We start from the raw sequence: 17,144 nt of genomic DNA on the forward strand, positions 1-17,144 counted from the left end.
AACGAATTTGGTCTTTTCGAGATTTTCCGATTTTTAGCCAAACACCCCATTGCCGGAATCAGATCGACTTCCTATGTCTGCCTCGGCGATTTCGAGGCGTCTCGACCGTCACATTGATTGCACGAAGGCGTGATAGAATTGTTCCTGCAAATCGAAATGTGATGGAATGAAATTTTTCGGATCGTCGATATTTTGACACGTTTCGGAATATGTTTCTTATAGGCCGTCAGCTATTCTCTACCAAGTTTGTAGATTATAGAGATGGTCTTTCACCGGCCCCGGCTCTTCCGGGACCTCGCAAGTGCAACGCCAACGCAAGGAACGAGACATGGTTGATTTCGAAATTCTCGCCGTACTGCCTGGGCGATCTGTGCTTGGCAATGACCGTCCGGGCGCCCTCTCCCGCCCGAACTGTCGAATGTGACGTTCGTCCCCCTTTCAAACGGTACCAGACAAGTCAATTCGCCATAGCCAGCGCATCCGCGCGGCAGGAGTTCTATGTAATGAAAAAAGAAGTTATCGAATATGCAGGCATCCCGGTCGGGATCGTCATTCCGGATGAAGACCGGCTGAAATTCATCGCCGTCAAATTCCATGTCCATGACCTCGATGAGCAGCATTTCAGCTCGCCCGCCGAGGTGAAGCTGGCCATTCACGATCTGATGACCCGCCGCCACCCGAAGCCCCTTCATGCCTGACGCAGAACGCGGCTTCAGCACTATCAGAGGATTTCCGACCGGCCCGGCAAAACGGGCCGGTCTTGTTTTTTTGCCCGTCTTGTTTTTTAAAGGCATTTGACTTCCTATCGGTGCGCTTCCCTTCATGACAGGAGCGCGCACTTGTCCGATCTTCTCAATCTCCTCACCGATATCGACGGCGTTTCCGTCGGCCACGCGACCGACCTATCGCTCGGTTCCGGCGTCACGGCCATCGTCTTCGATGAACCGGCAGTCGCTTCCGGCAGCGTGCTCGGCGGTGCGCCGGGCGGGCGCGATACGGCGCTGCTCGACCCTTCCATGGTGGTCGATGCCGTCGACGCCTTCGTGCTGTCGGGCGGATCGGCCTTTGGTCTCGACGCGGCAGGCGGCGTGCAGGCGGGATTGCGGGAGATGGGACGCGGATTCCAGGTCGGTCCGGTGCGCATCCCGATCGTACCACAGGCGATCCTGATGGACCTGCTAAACGGCGGCGACAAGGACTGGGGTCTGCATTCGCCTTATCGCGATATGGGATATGAAGCCGTCAGGGCTGCCCACAAGGGCGCTTTCGATCTCGGTACTGTTGGTGCCGGCACCGGTGCGACGACCGCGACCTTCAAGGGCGGGCTCGGCTCGGCAAGTGCCGTCAGCAGTTCCGGGCACCGCATCGCGGCCATCGTCGCCGTGAATGCCGTGGGCACCGCGACGATCGGCGAAGGCCCGCATTTCTGGGCCGCACCCTTCGAGCAGGATGGAGAATTCGGCGGGCTCGGCATGCCCGACCAGATGGACCATAGCCTGCGGCTGAAAGGCGTGAAGACGACGGCAACAACAATCGGCGCTGTTGTCACCGACGCATCGCTTACCAAGGCGGAGGCGCACCGGCTCTCCATCGCTGCTCATGACGGATTGGCGCGTGCAGTGCTGCCTGCCCACCTGCCGCTCGACGGCGATACGATTTTTGCGGCCTCCACCGGCAAACACGAGCGCAACGACATGGCAAGCCTGATGGAATTGTGTCATCTCGCCGGGATCGTCATGGCGCGGGCGATCGCGCGCGGCGTCTACGAGGCGACGGCGCTTCCGGTGCGGGGTGCGCTTATGGCATGGCGCGACCGCTATGCGGCCGGACGCTGATTGCTTAGACTATCGTGAAAATTGCCTGACGGCGGAGAATGGTTGAATGCAGATTCGGGCGCTGATGTATTTCGACGAACTGGTGCGAACCAACTCCATGCGCCAGGCGGCCGAAAACCTGAATGTCGCTCCGACGGCGATCAGCCGGCAGATCGAGAACCTCGAATACCATTTTGGCGCGCCGTTAGTCGAACGCAGCGCCCGCGGTGTGAAGCTGACGGCTGCCGGCGAGCTGCTGGCGGCCCGCGCAGGCCGCACGCTGCGCGAACTCGACCACGTGCAGCAGCTGATCGAAGACCTGAAGGGCCTGCAGCGCGGCCGTGTCAACATTTACGCGAACGGGGCGACCGTCGCCAATCTGCTTGCGCCTGCGCTGGCCGAATTCAGCTTGAAATATCCGAAGCTGCGCTTTGCCGTGACCATCACCAGCGCGCGGGCGGCAATCGAAGCGGTCAACAGCGCGGAAGCCGATATTGCGGTGACCCTGTTTGCGCCGCCGATGTCAGGCACCAAGGTGCGGCTGCGCTCGGAAATCGCCTATGACCTCATCACCTCGCCGAGCCATCCAGCGGCGACACGTCCGGATATTCAGCTGAAGGAAATGGCCGATTATGCGCTGGCTCTGCCCGATCAATCCTTCGGCTTCCGTCAGGCCTTCGACGCGCTCTTCGAGAAGGAAGGGCTGAGCCTCGATCCGGTTTTCGTGACGAGTTCGCTCGAGATGCTCAAAGAACTGGTGTTGAGCAACGCGGCGGTGACGCTGCTGCCGGCACTGACCGTTCGCCGCGAGATAGAGGCAGGGCAGCTCTGCGCCATTCCTCTTGCCGGCAAGACCAGCATCCGCACGCATGTCGATCTCTGCGTGGCGCCCGATCGACAGCTCTCCTTTGCCGCCACGAAGCTTCTCGATTTCATCGAACGCTTCATGCGCGAGCGGTCGAACCGCCAAACTATCGGCAAAGATAAGACCGCCAGCAAAGAGTAGAACTCACGGACTTGCATCAGGGCAAGAATTGCGGTGTAGCTTTTTCGGCTACACTGAGCACACAAAATCGTCATTGTGTGTGCACTATCGCGGTGTCACTCTATTCGCAAAAGGGATCCGCCAAGCAGCGGGGCCAGACAGGGGAACAGGATGATCAAGGTTTCGCTCGCGCCGTCGGCGCGTCTCATGCGGCGCATTTCCATGGGCGCTGCCCTTTCCGCCGGCATCATGGTGCTGGCGCTGACGCCCGCCGAGGCCGCAAAAACCACACTCAATCTCGGCATGAGCGTCGAGCCTGCTGGACTCGACCCGACGATCGCCGCCCCCGTCGCCATCGGCCAGGTAACTTGGCAGAATATCTTCGAAGGTCTTGTTAGCATCGACGAGACCGGTAAGGTGCAGCCACAGCTCGCCAAGAGCTGGGAGATTTCCCCCGATGGGCTGACCTATACGTTCAAGCTGCAGAGCGGTGTCAAATTCCACGATGGCGAGGCCTTCGATTCCGCCGCCGCCAAGTTTGCCCTCGACCGCGCCCGCGGCAAGGATTCCGTCAATCCGCAAAAGCGCTTCTTTAGCTCGATCGCATCGATCGACACGCCGGATGCCGAAACTCTGGTGCTGCATCTTTCCAGCCCGACCGGCAGCCTGGTCTACTGGCTTGGCTGGCCGGCTTCCGTCATGGTCGGTCCGAAGTCTGCGGCCGACGACAAGACGACGCCTGTCGGCACTGGGCCGTTCAAATTTTCCACCTGGGCCAAGGGCGACCACGTGGAACTCGTCAAGAATGCTGACTACTGGAACAAGGATGACGCGGCCAAGCTCGACAAGGTCACCTTCCGCTTCATCAACGACCCGCAGGCACAGGCAGCAGCCCTGAAATCCGGCGATCTCGACGCCTTTCCGGAATTTGCGGCGCCGGAGCTGATGAGCTCCTTCGATGGCGACGCCCGCCTGACGACCAAGATCGGCAATACCGAGCTCAAGGTCGTCGCCGGCATGAACAATGCCCGCAAGCCTTTCGACGACAAACGCGTGCGCCAGGCCCTGATGATGGCGATCGACCGCCAGACCGTCATCGACGGGGCATGGTCCGGCCTCGGCACCGCGATCGGCAGCCATTACACGCCGAACGATCCGGGCTATCAGGACATGACTGGCGTATTGCCCTACAATGTTGAAAAGGCAAAGGCGCTGCTTGCCGAGGCCGGCTATCCCAACGGCTTCACCTTCACAATCAAATCGCCGCAGATGGCCTATGCGCCGCGCAGCGCACAGGTGATACAGGCGATGTTGGCCGAGATCGGCGTGACGATGAATATCGAGCCCACGGAATTTCCGGCGAAGTGGGTGAAGGATGTGATGACCAGCCGTGACTACGACATGACCATCGTCGCCCATGCCGAACCGATGGACATCGATATCTATTCGCGTGACCCCTATTACTTCAACTACAAGAATCCGGCCTTCAACGACCTCATGAAAAAGGTGCAGAACACCGCGGACCCCGCCGAGCAGGCGAAGATCTACGGTGAAGCGCAGAAGATCCTCGCCGAGGACGTACCGGCGCTCTATCTCTTCGTCATGCCCAAGCTCGGCGTCTGGGACAAGAAGCTGAAGGGGCTTTGGGAGAACGAGCCGATCCCCTCCAACGTTCTCAGCAACGTTTCCTGGGAAGAGTAGACAATCGAGCGCGGGCGGCGGACAGGGTGATGAAGACGATATGATCGCACTGCTTTCCCGCCGCCTCGCCGGTCTCGTCATCACCCTTCTCGTCGTGTCCCTGGTGATCTTCGCCGTCATGGACCTGCTGCCCGGCGATCCTGCTTCGATCATGCTCGGCACTTCGGCCAGCCCCGAAACGCTGGCGGCACTGCGCCGCGATCTCGGCCTCGACCAGCCACTGCTCATTCGCTACGGCCAATGGCTTGCCGGCGTATTCTCCGGCAATCTCGGACAATCCTACACCTATGGCGTTCCGGTCGCCGGGCTGATTATCGAGCGGCTGGCCGTGACGCTGCCGCTCGCTCTGATCGCCATCATGCTCTCCGTACTGATCGCATTGCCGCTCGGCGTTCTGGCCGCAGCGCGGCGCGGCGGCATCATGGACGCGATCGCCACGGTCTTCTCACAGGTGAGCATCGCCGTGCCCGCCTTCTGGGTGGCGCTGCTGCTCATCATTCTGTTTTCCACCACGCTTGGTCTCATGCCGGCGGGCGGCTTTCCGGGGTGGGGGACCGGGTTCCTGCCCGCTTTGCAGGCGCTGATAATGCCGGCTGTCGCGCTGGCACTGCCGCAGGCCGGCGTGCTGACGCGTGTGACGCGATCCGCCGTGCTCGACACGATGCATGAGGATTTCGCGCGCACGGCCGTTGCCAAAGGATTGTCGCGCAGCGCGGTGCTCTGGCGCCATATCGTGCCGAATGCACTGGTGCCGATCCTGACGATCCTCGGGCTGCAATTCACCTTTCTCGTCGCCGGCGCAGTGCTGGTCGAAAACGTCTTCAATCTGCCGGGGCTGGGACGGCTTGCCTTTCAAGCCCTGTCGCAGCGCGATATCATCGTGATGCAGGATGTCGTGCTGTTCTTCGCCGGCCTCGTCATCGTCATGAACTTCATCGTCGATCTCTCCTATCTGGCGATCGACCCGCGCATGCGAAAGGCGGCATGATGGCTCCGATCGTCTCCTCCGCCATCTTTCCACGGCGCCGAAGCTTCAGGCTTAGCCGGCGAAAGAATCTCATCACAGGGACCATCGTCATCGGCCTCTTGGCCGCCATTGCCCTGCTGTCGCTCTTCTGGACACCGCTGCCACCGGCCAAGATGCAGATCATTCACAAGCTGCAGCCGCCGCTTGCCTTCGGCCTCCTCGGTACGGACCAGTTCGGCCGCGATGTGCTTTCCATGCTGATGGTCGGGTGCTGGAATTCGCTGTCGATCGCCGTCAGCGCGGTCGCCATCGGCGGCACACTCGGCTCCATTGCCGGGATTTCTGCGGCAGCCATCCGCGGCCCCTATGAGGCGCTTTTGATGCGCGCCTGCGACGTGATCTTCGCGCTGCCGCCGATCCTTTCGGCCATGGTGCTCGGCGCTTTTCTCGGACCGGGGCGCTTTACGGCGATTACCGCCATCGCCGTCTTCATGGTGCCGGTTTTTGCGCGTGTAACGCTCGCCACTTCATTGCAGGCCTGGAGCCGCGATTATGTTCTGGCGGCGCAGGCGATCGGCAACAGCCGTTTCACCATCTCGGTGCGGCACGTGCTGCCGAACATCGTCAGCCAGATCATCGTGCATGCGGCGATCCAGCTCGGTCTTGCGATCCTGACCGAAGCCGGCCTCTCGTTTCTCGGTCTCGGCATGGCGCCGCCGGCGCCGACCTGGGGGCGCATGCTGGCGGATGCCCAGACCTTCCTTTCGCTTGCTCCCTGGCTGGCGATCCTGCCCGGCCTTGCGATCGCGCTCACCGTCTTCGGCTTCAACATGCTGGGTGACGGGTTGCGCGATCTGTTCGACCCGCGCGAGGCGAGCCGCTGATGTCCTCCCAAGACAAAACGCCCGAAAAGACCAGATCATGACCGAAACCGATTTCACCATCCGCGAACTCAGGCGGCGCTTTGCCGAGAAAAGCCTCTCGCCACTCGACTACTGGCTTGCTCTGGAAAAACATATAGACGCCTGGGAGCCCTCGATTGCGGCGCTCTACCTCTATGATCCGCAAGCCGCGCGCGAGCAGGCGAAGGCATCGAGCGAACGCTGGATGAAGGGTGGAACACTCGGTCCGCTGGACGGCATCCCGGTCACGCTGAAAGAACTGATCGCGACCAAGGACCAGCCTGTACCGCTGGGCACGAAGGCAGTCGAACTGACGCCTGCGGAAGCAGATGCCCCGGCGGCGGCACGGTTGCGGGAGGATGGCGCTGTTATCTTCGCCAAGACGACCTGCCCCGACTACGGCATGCTGTCTTCGGGACTTTCGAGCTTCCATCCTCTGAGCCGCAATCCCTGGGACATCACGCAGAACCCCGGCGGTTCCAGCGCAGGGGCCTCGGCGGCCGCCGCTGCCGGCTACGGACCGCTGCATGTCGGCACCGATATTGGCGGCTCCGTGCGCCTGCCGGCGGGCTGGACGGGAGTCTTCGGCTTCAAGCCGAGCCATGGGCGCATTCCGGTCGACCCCTATTATGTCGGGCGCTGCGCGGGACCGATAACCCGCACGGTGGAGGACGCCGCCTGGTCGATGGCAACCCTTTCCCGCCCCGACTGGCGCGATGGCACCAGCCTGCCGCCGAATGACTTCGACTGGATGGACCTCGATATCGATCTCAGCGGCATGCGGATCGGGCTGATGCTCGATGCCGGCTGCGGTCTTGCCGTCGATGAAGATGTGAGGATAGCGGTCGAAGAGGCCGCGAAGCTCTTCGAGAAGGCCGGGGCAACGATCGTTCCAGCTGGACCGGTGCTGACGCGCGCCATGCTGGATGGGCTCGACAATTTCTGGCGCTCACGTTTCTGGGGCGACATTGCCGGGCTCAGCGAGGAACGCCGCGAGAGTATTCTTCCCTATATTTACGAATGGGCGAAGGGCGGTGCCGATATCAGCGGCGTGGATGCCGTCAAGGGTTTCAATCAGACGATCGAGATGCGAAAGACCTGCGGCCGGCTTTTCACCGAGGTCGATGCGGTGTTGTCACCGACCAATCCGATCGTCTCCTATCCGGCCGAATGGCCCTCGCCGACCAATGATCCGAAGCTGCCCTTCGAGCATATCGCCTTCACCGTGCCGTGGAACATGTCGGAGCAGCCGGCGTCGTCCATCAATTGCGGCTTCTCGAAGGGCATGCCGATCGGCCTGCAGATCGTCGGGCCGCGCTTCGATGATATGCGGGTGCTCAGGCTTTCGAAAGCCTTCGAAAACTGGACGGGTGGCGTGAAAAACTGGCCAAAGCCGCCTGCGGCCTGACGATCGCAGGGAACGTCAGAACGGACGGCGATAGCCGGTCGGTTGCTCGTAGAGCCAGCCGATGCGCTCGACGGCGGCCTCGAAATTTTCGCGCGCAACGCTCATCGTATGACCGTTGGCATGGATGATGGTTTCGGGATCTTCGAAAATGGCAACATGCCCCTTCCAGAAGACCAGATCACCGCGGCGCACATCCGAGCGCTCGATCGGTTCTCCGAGGCCTGCCGCCTGCATGTCGGTATCGCGCGGCGCGCTTCTGCCGGTCATCTGCAAGGCAAGCTGGACGAGGCCGGAGCAATCGATGCCAAGGCCTGAACGGCCGCCCCAGAGATAGGGTGTTTCCAGAAAGCGGGCAGCGATATCGACATAATCCTGGCCGTCCAAGGCACCCAGCGGCTGGAGATGCTTGGAGAAGATCGCGGTGCCGTCATCGAGCACCAGATAGTGATTGCCGCGCGCTTCCGTTTTACCGGCAATATGGACACGACTGCCCATGGAGAGCACTGTCTTATACGGTTTACGCAATTCTGGTTCCGGATAAAGGAAAGTGCGCTGCGAAACGACGACATGGGTCGGGGCGCTGGCTGCTTCTGCAACTGCGCTTTCGGGCAGGTAACCGACATAGCCATCGGCTGCGGCCTTGACCCAGCACCAGCCGTCAGCGCGATCGAATATCGTGACATCCTCGCCATAAAGCAGTTCCGTGTCGATGCCGCGGGCAAGGTCCGGCTGAGGGCGCAAGGCAACGACCGGGACGCCGATGCGGGCGGGCGTGCCGCTGACGAAGCGCGTCGCTTCGACCTTGCCCTCAAGGCCGGCTTCCGCGAGATCCGGGCGATAGGCGTGGAGACGGCGGTCGAGCATCGTCATGGGATTCCTTTCAGAGTGGCCTTTCGGTCGGGGCCTTTCAGACCGGAAGCTTGCGGCCCTGCTCGCGCACGAGGTCGCCGAGCTTTTCAAGATAGAGCGCACCGCCAACGGTGCGCTTGATGATGACGTTGCGCCGGTCGGCATCGTCGCGGACACGATCGACGAGGCCCATTTCCCCCATCGTATCCAGCGCCCGGGTAATGACCGGCTTCGTCACATTCAGCGTCGCAGCCAGTCCGCGCACGGTATGCGGCGGCGGCACCAGATAGATATGCAGCAGGATCGCCATCTGGCGCAACGTCAAATCTCTGTTGTCGTGACGGACCTGGTTGAGCGCCACACTGTGCCAGAGGCCAAGCGCCTGCGAGGCGGTCAGTTCGATCGGCACGGCCCCTCCGGAAATCGTTACGCTAACGTTTCATTTTCCGGCAGTTACGGCGCGCAAGCAAGAGGCGGCACAGAATGCCGCCTCACAAGGTGAATAAAATTTTAACGATTGGCGCGCAGAGCCTTTTGTTTTCGCATGTCGTTATCGCAAAACCGCTGCACACTTTTGCGCGACATGCTCAGCGAATGCTGTGGCGGATATGGTGATAGAGCGCACGGATGGCCTGTGCCTCGCCGCCTCCGGGCGAATGGGCGCGCTCGTTCGGCGCCCAGCCGTAGATATCGAAATGCGCCCAGCTTTTCGCCTTGCTGACGAAGCGCTTGAGGAAGAGTGCCGCGGTGATGGCGCCTGCCATGCCGCCCGCCGGAGCATTGGTGATGTCAGCGAACTTGGTGCGGATATCCTTTTCGTAGCCGGCATAGAGCGGCAGTTGCCACAGCGGATCGTCCGTCTCGAGGCTTGCTTCCATCAGGTCATGAGCGAGGGTCGCGTCATCGGTGAAGAAGGGCGGCAGATCGGGGCCGAGGGCAACGCGGGCAGCACCGGTCAGGGTCGCCATGTCGATCAGCAGATCCGGTTCTTCCTCGTCGGCATAGGCAAGCGCATCGGCGAGAATCAGGCGGCCTTCGGCATCGGTATTGTCGATCTGGACCGTCAGGCCCTTGCGGCTCCTGTAGATATCGCCGGGGCGGAAGGCATTCGACGAGATGGAATTCTCGACGACCGGGATAATGACGCGCAGATCAACCTTCAGCTTGGCGTCCATGATCATGAGCGCGAGGCCCATGACGTTTGCGGCACCGCCCATGTCCTTCTTCATCAGCAGCATGGAGGATGCAGGCTTGATGTCGAGACCGCCCGTATCGAAGCAGACGCCCTTGCCGACCAGCGTCACCTTGCGATGGCCCTTCTTGCCCCAGCGCAGCTCCAGCAGGCGCGGCGCATCGGCGCTGGCGCGGCCGACGGTATGGACCAGCGGGAAGTTTTCCTTCAGCAGGTCGTCCCCAATGATGACCGACATCTCGGCCTTGTAGTGGACGGCAAGATCCCGGAAAGCGGCTTCGAGCTGCTCCGGTCCCATGTCGTTGGTCGGCGTATTGATGAGGTCGCGGGCGAGGAAGACGCCGGCGAGTTGGCGCTTGATTTCGTTGGCGTCGGCATCGCGCGGGATCATCAGCGTCGCAGCCGGGGATTTTTCGGACTTGTAACGGTCGAAACGATAGCTGCCGAGGCCGAAGCCGAGCGACAGGCGGTTTGCCGTCAGCGGCGCGGTCTCGATGTGCCAGTCGCCGGCCGGAAGCGCGCGTGCGAGCTTGCCGGTTATATAAGGCTGCTCCGATGGATTGGTACCGAGGCCGAAGAGCGCGCCGCCCAGGTGACCGTCGGCCGTCGGGATCAGAAGCAGTGAACCGCTTTCCGCCTTGTAGCCGGCTTTGCGCGCCCAATCGAGGGCGATCGGATCGATTGTTCCGGTCTCGATATGGGCGGGCGTGACAGCAAAGATCGGCAGCGTCGACCCACCCTTGGTGTTGAAAGGCGTCGGTCTTTCGGTGAACTGGAAGGGGGCCATGTTTGTCCTTAGAGGCGGGGGCAGAATCACTTCTTAACTGTCTGTTAGGGTTAACAGACTATTGCTGGAGCGAAGATTGCGTCAAAACCTTTCCGTGTTCCGTTTTGAGGTCAGGCGCCGATTTCATTCAGGAACGCGCAATGCCCGTCTCGGCCTCCACTCCTCTCACGAAGCGTATTTTGCAGGGAACCGCGGCTGTTGTCATCATGCTGGCGCTTGCCGGCTGCTCGACGACGGCAAAGGACCGGATGACGACCGGTTCCATCCCAAAACTCGATAAGCCGGTCGAGCAGATGGACACCAACCAATTACGGGCTGCCACCGACCGCGTCGGCCAGGCCTATGAGAAGAACCCGCGCGATCCGGTCAATGGCGTCAACTACGCCAATCTGCTGCGCATGAATGGTCGCGACGCACAGGCGCTTGCCGTCATGCAGCAGGTTGCCATCGCCAATCCCGCTGATCGCAACGTGCTCGCCGCCTACGGCAAAGCGCAGGCCGCCGCGGGGCAGCTTCAGCAGGCGCTGGATACGATCGGCAGGGCACAGACGCCCGATCGGCCCGACTGGCGGCTGATCTCGGCGGAAGGCGCGATCCTCGATCAGATGGGCAAGCCAAACGATGCACGCCAGCGCTATCGCGATGCGCTCGACATCCAGCCGAACGAGCCGTCGGTGCTTTCCAACCTCGGCATGTCCTATCTTCTGACGGGCGATCTGCGCACGGCGGAAACCTATCTTCGTTCGGCGGCAGGCCAGCCCTCGGCCGATAGCCGCGTGCGCCAGAACCTCGCTCTCGCCGTCGGCCTGCAGGGCCGTTTTCCCGAGGCGGAGCAGATCGCCCGGCGCGAGCTTTCGCCGCAGCAGGCCGACGCCAACGTCGCCTATCTGCGCGGTATGCTTTCCCAGCAGAATTCCTGGCAGAAGCTGGCGGCAAAAGACACGACGTCGGCTGCTGCCGCCAACACCAACTGACCTATTTGCTGCTCAGTCCCGAAAGGATGAGACGCAGGCCCAGGCCGGCCATGACGGCGCCTGCCGCCCTGTCGATCCAGGCCTTGGCGGCAATATAGAGCTTCCGTGGATGGTGAGCCGAAAAGGCAAATGCCACAATCGCATACCATCCCGCTTCGACCAGGAAGACGCCCACCGGCAGCGCCAGCAAAAGCTCTACCGGCACGGTTTTGGGTAAGAGTGCTGCAAAGATGCTGGCGTAGACAACGATTGCCTTCGGATTGCTTAGCTGCGTCAACAGAGCAGAGGTAAAACTGCGCGCCGGCATGCTTTTGCCGGCAACATCGTCCGACAACAGAAGCGGCTCGCTCGCTCCCTTCCAGATAGCGAAGGCGATGTAGAGCAGGTAGGCCCCGCCAGCGATCTTCAACACCAGATAGAGCCACTCGAATTGTGAAAGCAGCGCCGTCAAGCCGGCAAGCGCAAGGATAGCGAAGGTCACGCCGCCGATGCCCATGCCGAGTGCAGCGGCAAACCCGTCAAAACGAGAACGGGAAATGGCAATGCGCGAGACGACGACGAAACTTGGACCGGGGCTCATGGCGCCGATCATCAAGGCACTGATGATACTGATAAAGATACCGAGAGAAGACATAACAAAGCCCTGCTTTCACGCGATCGAAGATTGGCGGCTCGAACGGCAGAAACGTCCGCGCCCAGATGGCTCCCCATCCTGTTCGCCGGTTACGCAGGGCGCACGCTAACCGCATTCTTCAACAGCGGCAAGCGTCAGAATCGGTCGGCGACTTGGATGCCGGCAGGGCCGAGAATGACGGCGATCAGTACCGGCAGGAAGAAGAGGATCATCGGGACGGTCAGCTTCGGCGGCAGGGCAGCAGCCTTCTTTTCCGCCTCGTTCATGCGTTCGTCGCGGCCTTCCTGCGCAAGCACCCGCAATGCCGTCGCGACCGGCGTGCCATAGCGGTCGGCCTGAATGAGCGCCTGGGTGACCGAACGGACGAGGTCGATCTGGGTGCGGGTTGCGAGATTTTCGAGCGCGACGCGCCTGTCCGGCAGGAAGGAGAGCTCAGCGGTCGTCAGCACCATTTCTTCGGCAAGTGGCGGCGATTGCTCGCCGAGCTCTTCGGAGACGCGACGCATGGCCGCTTCGATGGAAATGCCCGATTCCACGCAGATCAGCATCAGATCCAGTGCGTCAGGCCAGGCACGCTTGATAGAGTGCTGCCGTTTGGTCATCCGATTGGAAATATAGATGTTCGGAGTGTAGAAGCCGATATAGGCGATGCCGATGACAGCAAGGAACTGGATGGCCGGACCTCTGCTGGCAAAATTGCCGAGACCGTATATCCAGAAGGCGGCAGCCGCCAGAAAGACGAACGGCAAGAGAAACCGCGCGACGAGGAAGGTGTTCAGCGCGTTTTCAGAACGCAAACCCGCAGCGCGCAGCTTGTTCATCGTGTTGTCGTCGACGAGCGCCTTGCGCAAGTTGAAGCGTTCGACGATTTGACGGACAGATTGATTGTTCTGGTTTCTGAGCGTCGCCTTGCTGCCAGTATCGGCATTCATGCGGGCGCGTTCACGAGCGCGGATCTGCTCACGCTCGGTCGAGACGGCCTTCATGCGCTTGTTGAGATCACCGCGTTCGAAGAAGGGAACGGCGAGCGTATAGAATGTCGCGAAGACGGCAATGGCGACAAGGACCGCCACAAGCATCGCAGGATCGGTGAGTTTTGCTGCAAGTTCCGCCGACATGGTCCCCTCCCCGCTATATGTCGAAATTGACCATGCTGCGCATCACGAAGATGCCGATCGACATCCAGATGGCTGAAAAACCCAGGATGAAGTGGCCGCGCGGATCGGTGAACAGGATCATCATATATTGCGGCGATGTCAGGTAGACGAGCAGGGCAACGATGAACGGCAGAGCGCCGATGATGACGGCAGATGCCTTGGCTTCCATCGACAGCGCCTTGACTTTGGCCTTCATCTTCTTGCGATCGCGCAGCACTTTGGAGAGATTGCCGATCGCTTCAGAGAGATTGCCGCCGGCCTGTGACTGGATGGCGATCACGATCGCGAAGAAATTGACCTCCTGCAGTGGCATCTGGTTGGTCATTCGGGCGCAGGCTTCCGGAATGCTGAGACCGACCTGCTGTGCTTCGACGACGCGGAGGAACTCGCTCTTGACGGGCTCAGTCCCTTCGTTGGCTATGAGCCGGATCGCATCGTTCAAAGGCAAGCCGGAACGAATGGAGCGGACGATAACGTCGAGCGCATTCGGAAACTCATTGAGAAACTTGTTCTGACGACGCGAAATCAGAAAGCCGACTACCCATCGCGGCAGACCCAGCCCCGCAACAACAGCGACTCCGAGCATGACCAGCGGCGATGCACCGGCAATGAAAAGCACAACCAGCAGAACAAGAGCCAGGAGAGCGCTGAAAATATAAAAACGAGCCGGCGTAATCGGCAGCCCGGCCTGGATCAGCCTCGACTTCAGCGACAGGGTCTTTTTGGTCTTTTCATGCTGCCGCTTTTCGAGATCCTTCAGGTTGTCCTGAACCGATTTGCGGCGCTTCGACAGTTCCTGCACACGGTCACGGGCGGCCTTGACCTTGGTGCGATCAAGTTCGGCCGATTTGACGCGGTTGATGCGGCTTGCCGATTTCTTGTCGCTCTCGATACGTGAGAACAATACGGCATAGCTCACTGCTGCCGCCGCAACGGCTGCGAGAACGACAATTGCCAGCACTGTCGGATCGATGCCGAACATCTCAATCCTTCGATTTCGATTCCATCTCGTCGAGCGCGGCGGCGAGGCGTTTTTCTTCGTTGTAGTAGCGGGCGCGATCCCAGAAGTGCGGCTTGCCGATACCGGCAGACATATGACGGCCGATCAGACGACCGCTCGCGTCCTCACCTTCGATCTCGTAGCGCATCAGGTCCTGAGTGATGATGACGTCACCTTCCATGCCGACCACCTCGGTGATCTGGGTGATGCGACGCGAACCGTCGCGCAGGCGCTGCGCCTGGATGATGACGTCGATCGAGGAGGAGATGATCTCGCGCACGGTCTTTGCCGGCAAGGTGAAGCCGCCCATGGCGATCATCGATTCCATACGGCTCAGGCATTCGCGCGGGTTGTTGGCGTGGATCGTGCCCATGGAGCCGTCGTGACCGGTGTTCATGGCCTGCAGGAGGTCGAAAACTTCCGGTCCGCGCACTTCGCCGACGATGATGCGTTCGGGACGCATACGCAGGCAGTTCTTGACAAGGTCGCGCATGGTGATCTCGCCCTCACCTTCGATGTTCGGCGGGCGGGTTTCCAGGCGCACCACGTGCGGCTGCTGGAGCTGCAGTTCGGCCGTATCCTCGCAGGTGATGACGCGCTCGTCGCGGTCGATATAGTTCGTCAGGCAGTTCAGAAGCGTAGTCTTGCCGGAACCCGTACCGCCGGAGATGATGACGTTGCAGCGGACGCGGCCGATGATCTGCAGGACGGTCGCGCCTTCCGGCGTGATCGCACCGAAGCGAACCAGCTGATCAAGCGTCAGCTTGTCCTTCTTGAACTTGCGGATGGTGAGTGCCGGACCATCAATCGAAAGCGGCGGCGCGATGACATTGACACGCGAACCGTCGGGCAGACGCGCGTCGCAGATCGGGCTCGATTCATCGACGCGACGGCCGACCTGGCTGACGATGCGCTGGCAGATCGACAGAAGCTGCGAATTGTCGCGGAAGCGGATTTCGGATTCGATGGTCTTGCCGCCGACTTCGATGAAGGTCTGGCCAGCACCATTGACCATGATATCGGCAATGTCGTCGCGCGCCAGCAGCGGCTCCAGCGGACCGTAGCCAAGCACGTCGTTGCAGATATCCTCGAGCAGTTCCTCCTGCTCGGAGATCGACATTGCGAAATTCTTGATGGTGATGATATCGTTGACGATATCGCGGATTTCCTCGCGCGCGCTTTCGCCATCCAGCTTGGAAAGCTGCGAGAGGTCAATCGTATCGATCAGCGCGGAAAAAACCTGCGCCTTGGTATCGTAATATTCGTCCGTGCGGGCGGGGCGCTTGCGCTGCGGCGTCTGCATCGGCGGCGGCGCCACCTGCTGGCGGACGGGCTCGCGCGACGGCTCGACGAGCACTGCGGGACCGGATGAGGCTGCCGGGGCGGCAGCCGGCATCGGCGGCGGCGCAGCGGCGATACCGCCAGCACCGGCCTTTCCGAAACCTTCATTTCCGCGTTTTCCGAACATCGATCCGATCCAATCCTACTCGTTCACTTACGCTTCAGAAGGCCGAGAAGGCCGCCCTTCCTGGATTTCTTGATTGCCACGCGCCCCGTAACGATGTGCGAGATCTGCGAAAAAGTCTCCGCCGTCGGAGACTTCGGATCGACCTCCGAAATCATCCGGCCACTGTTGGCGGCGTTTCCGAAGAGGCCGATATCGAAGGGGATGATGGCAATCGGTTCGACCTCCAGCGGCTCGCAGAAATCGGAAACCGAGATTTCCGGCCGCTTCGGCATGCCGACCTGATTGAGAATGAGATGCGGTACCTTGTCGTTCGGGCGCATCTTGCGGAGCGCATCAAGCATGTTCTTGGTATTGCGCAGGTTGGCGAGATCGGGAACCGCGCAGATAACCACTTCGTCGGCGTTCGACAGTACCGAGCGGGTCCAGTCCGACCAGGCATGCGGAACGTCGAGCACCGTTACGGGCGCGCTGCGCTGCAGCACATCCATGACAGGCTGGAAGGCCTGGCCCTCGAAATCATAGGCGCGGTCGAGCAGCGAGGGGGCAGCCAGCAGCGAAAGATGCTCCGAGCACTTGGTCAGCAGGCGATCGAGAAAAACCTCGTCAAGCCGCTCCGGCGCAAAGACGGCTTCGGCAATGCCCTGGGCCGGATCCTGATCGAAATCGATGTTCGCCGTGCCATAGGGCAGGTCGAGATCGGCCAGGATCGTCTCGGTCGAGAACAGGTTCGAGATGCCGAAGGCGCAATTATGAGCGACAGTCGATGCGCCGACCCCGCCCTTGGCGCCGATGAAGGCGATGCTGCGGCCAAGCGGCTCGGCTTCCGGATCGACGAAGATCGTCGCCATCGCGCCCATGATATCGGGCATGGCGACAGGCTGGACCATATATTCGGAAATGCCGTTGCGGATCAGATCGCGGTAGAGACCGATATCATTGTAGTAACCGACGATGATGACTTTGGTCGAGGGATCGCAGACGGCGGCGAGCGGCGCGAGCTCGGCGAGCAGGTTGGCCGGGTTCGCCCTGGTTTCCAGGATGATCAGGTTCGGTGTCGGTGCGCCTGCGAACATGTTCGCAGCCGCCGCCGTGCCGCCGCTGGTGATACGCAGACTGACTTTCGACAGGCGCCGGTCGTTGGCGCAGCGCTCCATCATCCGCTGCAATCCTTCGCTTTCGCAGAAGGCGTGAACGGAGATGCGCGGCAGCGGCCGCATATTTTCCAGTTCGCCCATGCGCATCGCCTCTTCGGCATGGCGAAGCTCGCTGGTATTCTTGATCTCGTAGTCGACGGTGCTCATTGTTC

At 61.1% G+C, this 17,144-nt stretch carries 16 protein-coding genes; 8 read left to right on the plus strand and 8 right to left on the minus strand.

The genetic code is table 11. The annotated features are described in order from the left end of the window. The first annotated feature begins 503 nt into the window (after window positions 1-503). From H4W29_RS08305 to H4W29_RS08335, 7 genes are all read left to right on the plus strand, one after another. Entirely contained in the window at window positions 504-698 is a 195-nt protein-coding gene (locus H4W29_RS08305; RefSeq protein ID WP_007813230.1) for a hypothetical protein, read from the plus strand. Window positions 699-839: 141 nt separating this feature from the next. Then, window positions 840-1,835, plus strand: coding sequence for a P1 family peptidase (locus H4W29_RS08310; RefSeq protein ID WP_192728505.1), 996 nt, complete (start codon window positions 840-842; stop codon window positions 1,833-1,835). A gap of 46 nt (window positions 1,836-1,881) precedes the next feature. Next, window positions 1,882-2,820 carry a LysR family transcriptional regulator gene (locus H4W29_RS08315; protein ID WP_192728506.1) on the plus strand — a complete coding sequence of 313 codons (939 nt, stop codon included), beginning with the start codon at window positions 1,882-1,884 and terminating at the stop codon, window positions 2,818-2,820. 150 nt (window positions 2,821-2,970) lie between these two features. After that, entirely contained in the window at window positions 2,971-4,500 is a 1,530-nt protein-coding gene (locus tag H4W29_RS08320) for an ABC transporter substrate-binding protein (protein WP_192728507.1), read from the plus strand. 40 nt (window positions 4,501-4,540) lie between these two features. Then, complete coding sequence (locus tag H4W29_RS08325) at window positions 4,541-5,488, plus strand: ABC transporter permease (RefSeq protein WP_192728508.1); 948 nt, start codon at window positions 4,541-4,543, stop codon at window positions 5,486-5,488. Further along, entirely contained in the window at window positions 5,488-6,351 is an 864-nt protein-coding gene (locus tag H4W29_RS08330) for an ABC transporter permease (protein ID WP_192730693.1), read from the plus strand. Before H4W29_RS08325 ends, H4W29_RS08330 begins: the two co-directional genes overlap by 1 nt. A 37-nt stretch (window positions 6,352-6,388) precedes the next feature. Next, complete coding sequence (locus H4W29_RS08335) at window positions 6,389-7,777, plus strand: amidase (RefSeq protein WP_192728509.1); 1,389 nt, start codon at window positions 6,389-6,391, stop codon at window positions 7,775-7,777. 15 nt (window positions 7,778-7,792) lie between these two features. Here H4W29_RS08335 and H4W29_RS08340 read toward each other — a convergent pair whose 3' ends face one another. The 3 genes from H4W29_RS08340 to H4W29_RS08350 all read right to left on the minus strand — a co-directional run bounded on the left by H4W29_RS08340 (window position 7,793) and on the right by H4W29_RS08350 (window position 10,605). Further along, window positions 7,793-8,647 carry a C40 family peptidase gene (locus tag H4W29_RS08340; protein WP_192728510.1) on the minus strand — a complete coding sequence of 285 codons (855 nt, stop codon included), beginning with the start codon at window positions 8,645-8,647 and terminating at the stop codon, window positions 7,793-7,795. A gap of 37 nt (window positions 8,648-8,684) precedes the next feature. Continuing rightward, window positions 8,685-9,035 carry a MarR family transcriptional regulator gene (locus H4W29_RS08345; protein WP_037100586.1) on the minus strand — a complete coding sequence of 117 codons (351 nt, stop codon included), beginning with the start codon at window positions 9,033-9,035 and terminating at the stop codon, window positions 8,685-8,687. Window positions 9,036-9,213: 178 nt separating this feature from the next. Then, window positions 9,214-10,605, minus strand: a complete 1,392-nt coding sequence (locus H4W29_RS08350) for a leucyl aminopeptidase family protein (protein WP_192728511.1) — start codon at window positions 10,603-10,605, stop codon at window positions 9,214-9,216. Window positions 10,606-10,745: 140 nt separating this feature from the next. On the opposite strand from H4W29_RS08350, the gene H4W29_RS08355 reads away from it, so the two are divergent. Beyond that, entirely contained in the window at window positions 10,746-11,579 is an 834-nt protein-coding gene (locus tag H4W29_RS08355) for a tetratricopeptide repeat protein (RefSeq protein ID WP_192728512.1), read from the plus strand. A gap of 1 nt (window position 11,580) precedes the next feature. Here the strand turns inward: H4W29_RS08355 and H4W29_RS08360 are convergent, their stop codons facing one another. The 5 genes from H4W29_RS08360 to H4W29_RS08380 form a co-directional block, all read right to left on the minus strand. After that, window positions 11,581-12,213, minus strand: a complete 633-nt coding sequence (locus tag H4W29_RS08360) for a LysE family translocator (RefSeq protein ID WP_192728513.1) — start codon at window positions 12,211-12,213, stop codon at window positions 11,581-11,583. A 134-nt stretch (window positions 12,214-12,347) separates the two neighbouring features. Further along, window positions 12,348-13,331 carry a type II secretion system F family protein gene (locus tag H4W29_RS08365; protein ID WP_192728514.1) on the minus strand — a complete coding sequence of 328 codons (984 nt, stop codon included), beginning with the start codon at window positions 13,329-13,331 and terminating at the stop codon, window positions 12,348-12,350. Window positions 13,332-13,344: 13 nt separating this feature from the next. Next, window positions 13,345-14,352: a type II secretion system F family protein gene (locus H4W29_RS08370; protein ID WP_192728515.1), complete on the minus strand. Its 1,008-nt coding sequence runs from the start codon at window positions 14,350-14,352 to the stop codon at window positions 13,345-13,347. Between the two features lies 1 nt (window position 14,353). Continuing rightward, window positions 14,354-15,838: a TadA family conjugal transfer-associated ATPase gene (locus tag H4W29_RS08375; RefSeq protein ID WP_192728516.1), complete on the minus strand. Its 1,485-nt coding sequence runs from the start codon at window positions 15,836-15,838 to the stop codon at window positions 14,354-14,356. Window positions 15,839-15,861: 23 nt separating this feature from the next. Further along, on the minus strand, window positions 15,862-17,139 hold the full coding sequence (locus tag H4W29_RS08380) for a CpaE/TadZ family protein (protein ID WP_192728517.1): 1,278 nt from the start codon (window positions 17,137-17,139) through the stop codon (window positions 15,862-15,864). Window positions 17,140-17,144 lie beyond the last annotated feature (5 nt).

It is taken from the genome of Rhizobium viscosum (genome assembly GCF_014873945.1).
Lineage (GTDB): Bacteria > Pseudomonadota > Alphaproteobacteria > Rhizobiales > Rhizobiaceae > Rhizobium > Rhizobium viscosum.

Coding starts and splice junctions, on each gene's coding strand:
- H4W29_RS08305 (WP_007813230.1), top strand. CDS start 504: ATGAAAAAAGAAGTTATCGAATATGCAGGCATCCCGGTCGGGATCGTC.
- H4W29_RS08315 (WP_192728506.1), top strand. CDS start 1,882: ATGCAGATTCGGGCGCTGATGTATTTCGACGAACTGGTGCGAACCAAC.
- H4W29_RS08320 (WP_192728507.1), top strand. CDS start 2,971: ATGATCAAGGTTTCGCTCGCGCCGTCGGCGCGTCTCATGCGGCGCATT.
- H4W29_RS08325 (WP_192728508.1), top strand. CDS start 4,541: ATGATCGCACTGCTTTCCCGCCGCCTCGCCGGTCTCGTCATCACCCTT.
- H4W29_RS08330 (WP_192730693.1), top strand. CDS start 5,488: ATGGCTCCGATCGTCTCCTCCGCCATCTTTCCACGGCGCCGAAGCTTC.
- H4W29_RS08335 (WP_192728509.1), top strand. CDS start 6,389: ATGACCGAAACCGATTTCACCATCCGCGAACTCAGGCGGCGCTTTGCC.
- H4W29_RS08340 (WP_192728510.1), bottom strand. CDS start 8,647: ATGACGATGCTCGACCGCCGTCTCCACGCCTATCGCCCGGATCTCGCG.
- H4W29_RS08350 (WP_192728511.1), bottom strand. CDS start 10,605: ATGGCCCCCTTCCAGTTCACCGAAAGACCGACGCCTTTCAACACCAAG.
- H4W29_RS08355 (WP_192728512.1), top strand. CDS start 10,746: ATGCCCGTCTCGGCCTCCACTCCTCTCACGAAGCGTATTTTGCAGGGA.
- H4W29_RS08360 (WP_192728513.1), bottom strand. CDS start 12,213: ATGTCTTCTCTCGGTATCTTTATCAGTATCATCAGTGCCTTGATGATC.
- H4W29_RS08365 (WP_192728514.1), bottom strand. CDS start 13,331: ATGTCGGCGGAACTTGCAGCAAAACTCACCGATCCTGCGATGCTTGTG.
- H4W29_RS08370 (WP_192728515.1), bottom strand. CDS start 14,352: ATGTTCGGCATCGATCCGACAGTGCTGGCAATTGTCGTTCTCGCAGCC.
- H4W29_RS08375 (WP_192728516.1), bottom strand. CDS start 15,838: ATGTTCGGAAAACGCGGAAATGAAGGTTTCGGAAAGGCCGGTGCTGGC.
- H4W29_RS08380 (WP_192728517.1), bottom strand. CDS start 17,139: ATGAGCACCGTCGACTACGAGATCAAGAATACCAGCGAGCTTCGCCAT.